Annotated in this window: 8 protein-coding genes; 3 read left to right on the top strand and 5 right to left on the bottom strand. The window is 41.2% G+C overall.

What is annotated here, in order from left to right:
• Nucleotides 1-329 precede the first annotated feature (329 nt).
• Nucleotides 330-1,220, bottom strand: a complete 891-nt coding sequence (locus QUB77_RS09835; protein WP_333171827.1) for a sugar ABC transporter permease — start codon at nt 1,218-1,220, stop codon at nt 330-332.
• 59 nt (nt 1,221-1,279) lie between these two features.
• Between QUB77_RS09835 and QUB77_RS09830 the strand changes: the two genes are divergently transcribed.
• The 3 genes from QUB77_RS09830 (at nt 1,280) to QUB77_RS09820 (ending at nt 4,035) form a co-directional block, all read left to right on the top strand.
• Nucleotides 1,280-1,855 carry a GNAT family protein gene (locus QUB77_RS09830; RefSeq protein ID WP_333171825.1) on the top strand — a complete coding sequence of 192 codons (576 nt, stop codon included), beginning with the start codon at nt 1,280-1,282 and terminating at the stop codon, nt 1,853-1,855.
• 272 nt (nt 1,856-2,127) lie between these two features.
• Entirely contained in the window at nt 2,128-2,799 is a 672-nt protein-coding gene (purN, locus tag QUB77_RS09825; protein ID WP_333171823.1) for a phosphoribosylglycinamide formyltransferase, read from the top strand.
• Between the two features lie 201 nt (nt 2,800-3,000).
• A complete protein-coding gene (locus QUB77_RS09820) occupies nt 3,001-4,035 on the top strand; it encodes a class I SAM-dependent methyltransferase (protein WP_333171821.1) in 1,035 nt (344 codons plus the stop codon).
• Between the two features lie 118 nt (nt 4,036-4,153).
• Here the strand turns inward: QUB77_RS09820 and QUB77_RS09815 are convergent, their stop codons facing one another.
• From QUB77_RS09815 to QUB77_RS09800, 4 genes are read right to left on the bottom strand one after another with little or no spacing between them, the layout of a single operon-like run.
• Nucleotides 4,154-5,305, bottom strand: coding sequence for a Wadjet anti-phage system protein JetD domain-containing protein (locus QUB77_RS09815; RefSeq protein ID WP_333171819.1), 1,152 nt, complete (start codon nt 5,303-5,305; stop codon nt 4,154-4,156).
• 12 nt (nt 5,306-5,317) lie between these two features.
• Complete coding sequence (locus tag QUB77_RS09810; RefSeq protein WP_333171817.1) at nt 5,318-8,641, bottom strand: SbcC/MukB-like Walker B domain-containing protein; 3,324 nt, start codon at nt 8,639-8,641, stop codon at nt 5,318-5,320.
• A gap of 10 nt (nt 8,642-8,651) precedes the next feature.
• Nucleotides 8,652-9,218 (bottom strand): DUF4194 domain-containing protein, encoded by a 567-nt coding sequence (locus tag QUB77_RS09805; RefSeq protein ID WP_333171814.1) that lies wholly within the window; start codon nt 9,216-9,218, stop codon nt 8,652-8,654.
• A gap of 13 nt (nt 9,219-9,231) precedes the next feature.
• Complete coding sequence (locus QUB77_RS09800) at nt 9,232-10,689, bottom strand: DUF3375 domain-containing protein (RefSeq protein WP_333171812.1); 1,458 nt, start codon at nt 10,687-10,689, stop codon at nt 9,232-9,234.
• Between the last annotated feature and the right edge of the window lie 64 nt (nt 10,690-10,753).

Raw genomic sequence — 10,753 nt, 5'->3', positions numbered from 1 at the left:
AGGGTGCGCATTGCGCACCTTACTGGGAATCGAGTTAATTCAGGACATACACAAAACCTCTAAATGTAGGGTGCGCATTGCGCACCTTACTGGGAATCGAGTTAATTCAGGACATACACAAAACCTCTAAATGTAGGGTGCGCATTGCGCACCTTACTGGGAATCGAGTTAATTCAGGACATACACAAAACCTCTAAATGTAGGGTGCGCATTGCGCACCTTACTGGGAATCGAGTTAATTCAGGACATACACAAAACCTCTAAATGTAGGGTGCGCATTGCGCACGTTACCGATGTAATTACCGCACGTCAAACTACGCATAGCCTAATTAAGAATTTTCGCCCCAAACTTTTAGTTGTAAATAAACTAATAGCAAAGCTACAGCCATCAGGAAAGTTGCCGCAGCGGCTGCATAGCCAAAATCAAATTGCGAAAAAGCTTGCTCGTAAATATAATAAACTAGCAAATTAGTAGAGTTCAAAGGGCCGCCGCCGGTGATGACGTAAACTTGCTCGAAACTCCGCAGAGTAAAAATAGCAGTAGTGACGGTAGCAAATACTAAAGTCGGCCGCAAACCGGGTAAAGTGATGTACAAAAATTGCTGCCAAGCATTAGCTCCATCCAATTCTGCGGCTTCGTAACGATTTACCGGAATTGCTTGTAATCCTGCTAAAAATACTACCATATTAAAGCCTAATTGTTTCCAAACACTGAGCAGAATTATCACTGGCATTGCCCAAACTGTGCTACTCAGCCAAGGAATTGGATTTAAGCCGATCGCACTTAGGGCATTATTCACCGGGCCGTCGGTTTGAAACAACCACCGCCAACCCAAGCCCACTGCAACTAAAGAGGTAATCGAAGGAATGAAATAAGCGGTGCGGAGAGATCCTCGCCAAGCAAACGAGCGATTTAGCAAAACTGCTAAGCCCAATGGAATCACTAAACTGGGAATGACTGTTGCAGTAGTAAAATAGAGCGTATTTTGGAGAATTTGCCAGAAATCCGGGTTTGTGACTAGACGCCAGTAGTTGTTGAAGCCAATCCAACGCACTCCCGACTGGGTAAAGCTGCCGCTGGTAAAGCTGAGGTAAAATAAATAGGCGATCGGCCAAATCAAAAAAGTACCCAGAAACAGCAAAGCTGGGGCCAGGAAAGTCCAAGCTGCGATCGCATCATTATCTAACCAGTTAAAACGCCCAAATTTTATCCGAACCATTGGCTTGTAAATTTTAGCTTTTAGTTTTAAATGGTATCACAATATAGGTCAATGTCCCAATGAACCTTCTCGATATATTAACTCATTTACCCAGTATAGAAACTGAAAGGCTCCTGCTCCGAAAAATTACTTTAAATGATGCGAGCGATATGTTTGACTATGCCTCAAACCCCGAAGTATCACAATACACAATGTGGTCAAGTCACACCTCGATTGAAGACACTAAATATTTTCTAAAGTCACTTACAAAAATGTACAAAAAACGAGAGCTGGTAGATTGGGGAGTCGTTCATAAAGCCGACAAAAAGTTTATCGGGACTTGTGGATTTGTGGAATGGAGCATGACCCACAGCCGCGCGGAAATTGGCTACGCACTCTCTAGGAGCTATTGGGGCGAAGGATACATGAGCGAGGCTGTCAATGCAGTTATTGAATTCGGCTTTCGGGAGATGTTGCTGAATCGAATTATGGCTCGATGTGAAGTTAACAATATTGCTTCTGCTAGGGTGATGGAAAAAGTGGGGATGCAATTGGAAGGGGTATTGCGACAGCACCTATTTGTGAAAGGCAGATATTGGGATCTAAAAGTTTATTCGATTCTCAGGGAAGAGTTTTTTGAGAATATTGTAGAATAGGAGTGAATCAGTAGGTCTGCAAAAAAAAATAATATACTTAGGACTTATGGAATATCTCCATTTAGAGTGCGCCGAAGCACGCCTTACCCTTTACCTGTATAGTAGAATACGAGTGAATAGTTTTTATCTTTATGACAAGCGAATTTCAAAGGTGGTACCCGCCACGTGATTTATCCGTGGAATCAATCCAAAATCTCAAATCTAAAATCCTCAAGCCCCTGAATTTATCCGTGGGGTCAATCCAAAATCTAAAATCTAAAATCTAAAATCGAATGACCGCTAATCCAGTATCTGTTAATTCCCATGCCTGCCTAATTTCTCCTGAGATTGGCAAAAGTGCGATCGATCCGGCTTATCCTCCATTGAAATTAGGGGTTTTAGCATCAGGAAGCGGCAGCAATTTCGAGGTAATTGCCCGATCCATCCAAAATCAACAACTCAACGCTAAAATCCCAGTATTAATTTACAACAACCCCGAAGCCAAAGCCGCCGCCAGAGCCGAAAAATACGGCATTCCCTCGATTCTGCTCAATCACCGCGACTGCAAAAGCCGCGAAGAATTAGATACAAAAATTGTCAAAACTTTTCAACAATATGATGTAGAATGGGTAGTGATGGCGGGTTGGATGCGAATTGTTACCAAAGTTTTGCTTGATGCTTTTCCCGATCGCGTTATTAACATTCACCCCAGCTTACTGCCGAGTTTCCCAGGAATTCGCGCCGTCGAGCAAGCACTAGCTGCCAAGGTTAAAATCACCGGATGTACGGTGCATATCGCCCGTTTAGAAGTAGACAGCGGGCCGATTTTAATGCAGGCTGCGGTGCCAGTATTCCCTGATGATACCGCAGAAACGTTGCACGTTCGAATTCAGGTGCAAGAGCACAAGATTATGCTGGGTGCGATCGCACTTATTGCCGAATCTAATCAAAAATATTGTGACTAAAAACCTCACCAGTGCCGCATCTATCCCCGCATTGCCTGTCAGCAAATCACCCGAAATAGGCCCGCCGCTGACTCGACCCAAAAACGGATAGTTGCGAATGACTTAAGTGGTGAATAGATCAAAATTTTAGAGTCTTGTTTAATCTCCCAGATTCAATGCTGCAAGTCAATCTAAAATCTAAAATCTAAAATCTAAAATCGAATGACTGACTCGAATCGCCTGAAATTAATTCTCAAAGAAAGGCTCAAAAGGAGCATCGGCCTCAAGGGAGAATTCTATCTGCCTTGCTTGCCATCGATGCTAGACGACTATCTTAAATTACTGTCAGACTTCTTAAACATTCTCGGACAAAACATCGACGCTGCCCAAGCCGAAAACTTGCGAACATTAATCGCCAACGCCTTAGCAGAAGGATTCAAAAATTCCCCCCACGCTAATCTAATAGTCTCCTATTTTCCCGCTAATTCCCAAAGCGGTTTAGCCGGCGGCATTACTATCAATACCAAGATTCAAATCGAATCAATGGCCCAGAAATATCATAGCTGGCCGGATATTCGCCCCGAACCTTTATTCGGCAGCCATCCCGATGCCAAAGTCATCGCCATTGCCACCGAATTAGGGGAACCGGGAAAAGCACCTATTTTAGATGTCGGTGCGGGCCCAGGGCGCAATAGTTTGCCTTTAGCAAGGTTAGGCCATTCCGTGGATGCGATCGAACTAACACCGATATTTGCCGAGAAACTATCAGCAGCAGCCACCGCCGAAAACTTGCCGATAAATGTCACCCAAGGCGACGTTTTAGATCCCTTATTGAGGATGAAAACTTATCGGTACAAATTAGCCATTGCTACCGAAGTTCTCTCTCATTTCCGCTACCCCGAACAAATTCGTCTTTTCCTAGGCAAAATGTCCGATGCCGTTTTAAGCGGCGGGTTTATCTTATTCAGTGCTTTCTTAGCTATAGAGGGTTACGAACCCGATGAGATGGCAAAACAAATGTCTGAATTGTGTTGGTCTTATCTGATTACCAGAGAAGAATTGCAAGCAGCAATAGAGGGTTTGCCGTTAGAAATTATTTCTGATGAATCGGTGATTGAATACGAACAAAAACATTTGCCTGACTCTGCGTGGCCCCCGACACCTTGGTTGGTGAGTTGGGCTAGCGGGCGCGATTTATTTCCCGTGCAAGAAACACCGCCGTTAGAGTTGCGGTGGATACTTGTTAAACGCTTGTAAAGAGCTGTTTCTTTTATGTGGGCTTATATCATCTCCGGTAGCATCGGAATTATGTAATGCGAGCGGGACGCACGCGAGAGCATCCAAATATATGATTCCCATGCCACCGGAAACGATATTACCGAGCGGTCAAATTATTCAACCTGCAAATTACAAAATCCTTCGGTATCTTTTCCTGTTCTAAACGAATTGTTTGCTTGCATAAATCCGCAAATAAATCATGCTCCTCCGGTGTCAGGTAAAGTAACTTAGGAGTCTTGCATAATGTTCCCGGCACAGCAAATTCCTGAAAAGTATCGAAAGTTTCTCGATCCATCATAACAGAAATTGTTTGATAAAAATAAGACCTTAACTGCGAAAGAATCTGGAACCCTTGGGCATCCAAATCGCCCCAGTAAATTATTTGGCAATCATTTAGCCACTCAACATCTTTTAAAATAGCTACATTAAATCCCTTTCCCCACAGCGCAAAGCTGTTGGTTAAATCAGGTAATGTGCGAAAATTCATCAGATTCTCAGTAATAATAAAGCGGTATCCTTGAAGACTGCGACGTTCAAAATCAGAAATGAGTATGCTCATCTCCGAGGTGCTAATGCCATACTTCACCTGTAGGTTTTGATCCAAAGCTCTGATAGTTATCGATGGCGCAGTATATCGCAAACCAAATCGCTTTTCAAAATCAGTTTCTTCTTTATTGATAGCATCATCTGGCAGGATAGCTAACAGCAATTCATTCAGAATACCTGGATTTTGTTCGATGAACTTGGTGTGCACATTTATCGGTAGTTCGCGAATATAAAGATTTGGTTTGGGATTGTTCTGAAAATACACGCATACACGCAATAAATTCTCCCAACTTCCTAATTGTTTGACTACTTTTTTAGGATTTTGATTGAGCCAGATATTCAATTCAGGAACTTCTTTTCTAATCCTTGCTACAGCGTATTGAAAATCAGCAACTTCTTGTTCTTTATTAAGAAATTTCAAATAATCAGTCTCTGTTTCAAATACAATTCGGGATGGCAGCGACTGCATACCGTATTTGCGATTGTTCCGCTGTATCAGCTCAACTTGATACCCGCAGCCAGCGTGTTCTTTTGAGCCTTTCAGGAGTTGCTGTACGGCTTCTTTGAGTTCCTGGTAGTCGTCGTAGGGAATTTTGCCTGCGGGCAAATCTAGCGGGAAAAAAGGTTCTCCCAGGAGCAAGGATTGCAGGAATGGAGTATAAAGCCGATCGGCTTTCTTTCTGATTTCGTCGGGTGTAATCATAAACAGACACAGTTAATTTGAAGCCATTTGTTTTAGACGCAGCTTTTCTATGGGAATATTACGAACCTTGGAGTCGTTCTCTTCAATACTGTTGTGAACATAGTAAGCAGCTCCTACATAGTTCTCAACAACGTAGATTTTGTCTTTGGGCGTAACTACCAGAAGCTGAAGATTTAATTGTTTAAATAACTCCATTGCATACTTTGCATTTTCTTCATCTAACTTGCTAAAAGCTTCATCAATGACCACAAGACGAAATGACTCAGATTTTGTTTGATCTTGTACTAATCCGAATTGATGGGCAATAGCTGACGCTAGGATGGTGTAGGCTAATTTAGCCTTTTGCCCGCCCGATTTTCCAGAGGAATCGGAGTAATATTCCTTCTGAGTGTGGTCATCTTTATTTTTGACGCTGACTGAGAAATTAAGCCAATTACGCACATCAGTGACTCTTGCTATCCACCGCTCATCTGACTTGAGGCGATCGATCAGGTCTTTAATTTTTTCAAAGCTAGCTTCGTCAGCTTCAGAAGTTTGCTCAACGCCTACATCACGATAGCACAAAACCTTCAATTGATTTTTAAATTCCTTAATTTGGGTGTCTCGGTTAATTTCCGATTGGACTTGTATATAAGTCGAGTCTGTATACTCAATCACTTTTAAGGATTGATTTATCTCGTAAATATTTTGTTCAATTTCACTTTGCCAGTCTTCTAACGCCTCTTTGAAATTAGAGATAGCGTCACTAATTTTCCGATCGAGCAGTTCTTTAAACTTTTGTTCCTGTGCGGGTAAATCATCTAGTTCTATCCTTGCTAGCATTTTTTTGAACTCAGGAATCGCTTCTAATGATGCGTCAACATTGGTCGTTTCTTCGGGATACTCTCGCTTGTAACTATCCATCTGTTTGTCAATGCTTCTTTCCAAAGAAGTTAACTTGCTCTTGGCGTCGTTTATTTGACTCTGGTAAGACTCATTTACTTCAACTTCCGAAGGATGGATGTTAATAAGCGTCAGATTAGGATTTTTGAGACTATCTTCAATTTTAGGAGTATAAGTCTGAATCTTTTCGGATGTGCATGATGTCGATCGCCTGTCGCATTCCTCCCTCTGTTGTTGGTAATCGTCGATATCGCGATCGAGATTAAAAATCTTTTTCTCAGCGCCACTTCTATCTGCATCCTTTTTCTGAATGTCAGCGCTGACAGCAGCTAGTGTTCTTTTCAAGTCATTTAGGCGATCGCAACTTTCCTCTAACTCCTGCTTTTGCTCTACTAGCTTTTGCTTCTTGCCAGCATCCGGTTTCCAGTCAATCGCAGAAAAATCATTGAATTCCAATAACTTTTCTAGCAGCTTCTTTTGATCGTCGCACTCTTCTTGTGCTGTTTCAATCTCCTTTATCGCTTTTTTTACTATATCAATCTCTGCTTGAAGCTCCTTCAATTTAGCTTCACAATCCTTGATTTTCTCAGAATTGTCCCATCCCAAAATATATTGAGTTTTGTCGTTGATTCGATGGCGATCGTCTTTTTCATGTCTATTCCCCTTTTTCATCAAGCCATTTTTTCTAATAGCATAATTCTCCCGCTCAAACCTATCTAAATCTTCACAACAGATGCAGCTAGCAAAGTCTTTGAATAATTCATTAGTCAGCCAAGTAATATATTCATTATCAGGTTTCATCTCCAATTTATTAAACAAGGAATTCTTATCTAAGTTTCTAGTTTCATGAGCTAAATTTTTAGGGCAAACTTTATCATAAACTACGCGGCCCCGCAGATTAGTTCCATCGACATATTTAGTGAATTTATGGTAATGCCTTTCAGGAACTAGGAGTCGCAGTCCAAAGTTGTGCAGCAGTTTTTCGATCGCTCTTTCCCACTCGCCTTCTCCATCCTTTACCTTCAGCAGTTCGCCGACAAAAGGAATTTCCGCCTCAGCAATTACCAAAGCAGTTAATATCTCTTTTCTTAGTTGGAAGTTTACACCGGGAATCTGATTTTTTCGCTGTTTTAAAGATTGCAGTTCTTTGTCTAACTCAGTGTAAATATTTTCAAGTTGTTTCTTCTTACTTGTTTCCTCATCGCGTTGGTTTGTTAATTCTCCCAGTTTAATAACAACAAGTTCTTGATTTTCCCTCGCTCGGATTGCAGAACTATTAAATGTATCGCGGTCACTGTAAGCTGGAAATCCTATACCTTCAGCAATCTTATTATATTTTTGGGCGGCTCTTCTATAATTATCTATCCGTTCCTCTAAAGTCTTAATTTTCTGTTCTAAATCTTTTATTTGCCGTCCTTTATCGTCATTTTCAATGTCTAATTTTAATTTTAGCTCTTGCTGTCGCAAGCGTTCCCAAGCGCCATTTATTTCTGATAAATCGTGGTTTACTTGAGTATGTTCCTGTTGTTTCTCTACCATTACTGTTTGCAACAAACCGATTTTACGCTGAGCAAAATAGGCAGGGACTACTCGCAATACTTCCTTTAATTCATCCAGATTACGCTGGACATTTTCGTACTGGTCAGAATCAGCAATGAGCGGTTTTAAAATCTCTACCTGTTTCTTTGCTTTCTGCAGTGCTTCATGGGAAAAGGTTAAATTTTCATAATATTTAGTTAGCTCGTGTATTTCCTCCTCAACATTAATTTTGTCCAGCATATGACCGCGCACAAAGTCATTTAATTCTCCAATTTCTTTGATGCTGACTGTCTGATTGAATAAATCGAAAGCTTTTTCAGATTCCACACCAAAGGTTTTGCGAAAGTGTTTGCTGTAGTCAAAAAATGTGTCAAATATTTCTATTTTTGGTTGCAATAAAGACGCTAATTGTTTTTTTAATTTTGGGAAATTTTCAAAATTATTGAAGTGTGCGGCGATGCTCAGTTCACCTGCAGCAACCACAAACAACTTTTCAACTTTCTCCTTTACACACAAAACCTGAGCCAAGGTGACGTGCTGTGTGTATCCTTCGTTATAGAAATAAGCGAGTAAAACTGAATAATCATCTTTGGTACGCAGGTACTTCGGTTTAGATTTGTGGTCATCTTCACTTTTAATTGTGCTGTAAGCTCCGAGTACATAGGTCTTTTCATCTCGCTCTCGCTTTCGCTTTTCTGAACCTGAAGCCAAGTTATAATTCCGCTTTTTATTGGGCACCAGCAATGTCAGCAGTGCATCAACCAACGTCGATTTACCCGAACCATTAGCCCCCGTGAGTAAGGAAGTGTAACCGCCGGGGGCCATCGTACCCTGACTAAAAGTTCCCCAGTTTAATACTTCAAGCCGATGTAAGCGGTATCCAGCTTTGGAATTGTCTTTTTCAAATTCAAGCATTAGATTTGTCCTACGCTTTTAACTCTTCTTTGATTTCCTTCAATTTGTCAGCGGGAATTTTAGCTTTGAGGATGCGGCGAACCTCATATTCGCCTTCTGTACCCTTTAACTCTTTTAAAAAGTGCAACTTGACGGCTCGATCGATCGTACTGTCAAATTTTTTCACAAGCTGTACGTCATTAGTTTGCTCTTTAAAAAACGGACGCATTAAATCGTGAATTTTATATTTAGACAGAATGCAGCGAGTGGAATTAGAGGTGCTGGCCTCAAATTCTAGCAATTCCTCGCGCAATAAAACACATAGTACCGTAACTTCCCAACTCAGGGCAACTCTCTTCACCAGCCTGGGCAGTGGTTTTGCTTGCTCGTCGTCATCCTCGCGATCGGGCTGCTGTAAATAAGCATACCCTTCTTCTTCATTTAAATAAACTGTCACGCCAATTTTTCCGAAGTATTCTTTGACGTTTCGTTCGTTGTTCAATAGCATACCCCAATCACTGTCATCCTCATACAGAATACCCTTTAGTAATTTGATGATTGCTGGTGCGTAGGGTGCTATAATGTCGTTTTCTATCATAAATTTGCTGTGTTTATCTTTTAAAAATAACTTGCGGCAATGTCAGGTGCATGAGGTTTTCCTTGTCAAAGTAACTGGCGATGTCTATGCGAGCGATCGCGGAGTCATCGATCGCGTGTTTTCGATCGCCAGAAGCGATCGCCAAATAAGCAATAACTTCAGATAAACCATTTTCCACCGGATACCTCTCAATTATTTCAGCTAGCGTTACCTGATGTTGACTTTCCAACATTGCAGCAATCCGCTGCTTCAATACTTCCTCATCCACATAACAATAATTTCGGAGTTCCTCAAGTTTCTCCCTCGATAAATCGATATTTTGCTCGCTAAAGTGGTAGCTTTTAAAGATTCGCTCTTCTGTGGGTTTCCACATCGGTCTTTCCATCACCATTTGCACTTCCGGGTCGCCTTCTATCCAGATAAATTCCTCAGTTTCTGGAGGATTATCCACCACGGTATGTGCTAATTTTATAATTTGGGCAATCAGTTCTTTCACTCGCCTGTTCTCTGCGATATGCTGTTCTGCCAGCATTTTTCGCAACTGTTCGGCAAGACGATAATTAGAGTCAATAATTTTTTGGCTAGCTTTAATCAGACTGCGTTTAATTATTCGTAGTATGGGATTTTTTTCCCCCAAATCTTGAAGTTCTGGCAAGCCATATACCCCATCAATCATTTTTTGCAATTCTTCCTGTTTGGAAGGATCTGCCAGAAAATTTCGGAAGGCATAGAAGCTACGCCCCTGATCGGATTTTCTAATTTCTTCATCGGCATCAATTACCTGTGCGACAACTAACCCCTTTCCCCCCTCCTCTTTTAGCTGTGCCTTTTTCACTTTGTCCGTGATTGCTTTAAAATTTTGCTCGACTTCTCCAAAGTCAGCAAGCAGCCGGCGCGCCACATCATTAGCTTTAAGAAACCACTCTTTGAGCTTAGCTTCGCTGTAGCGCTCAACCTCACCAGTTTGTTCGATGGTGTCGATTTCTTTCTGAATTGCTGCTTTTTGTTTTTCTAATTCCTCCAAACGCACTTCTGGATCTTGTGTACTTTTAGTGACAATTTCTTTGAGAAGTGCAAATATCTCTAAAAACTGGGATTCAGTGCCAATAAAATCTCTCCTCTTCAAATCTTCCAGCCAACCAATCGCCCGATGAGTACCCGGTGCAAGTTCAAAAACCGGATCGTCATTTTTTGTTAAATAATATTTCTTCAAGAACTGATGCTCGCTATTGCACCAGGTGTCCAAGTAAGTCTGTGCTTTGTCACTATATCGTTTCGGTTCATGTTCGCGCAGCTTCTCTAAATAATTTTCAAGTTTTTCTACGAGTTCAGATTGGGAAACGGTAATCTTCTGATTTGAAGACTTGAACTGTAGATATAAAAAACTGATAATTAATGGTGCATTGTTCATTCTTAAAAGATTGAGACTAGGCTCATTTTTTAAGTCATATTCTATGCTGTCATGTTCCATATATTGATGATTATATTAACAATTAAATTGTCTTAAAGCTTGAAATTAAGTAGTAGGGTGCGTC

The organism is Microcoleus sp. AT9b-C3, assembly GCF_036705485.1.
Taxonomy (GTDB): domain Bacteria; phylum Cyanobacteriota; class Cyanobacteriia; order Cyanobacteriales; family Microcoleaceae; genus Microcoleus.
Note: the sequence above shows the minus strand (reverse complement) of the source record. Positions and strands in the feature narration are given on the sequence as shown.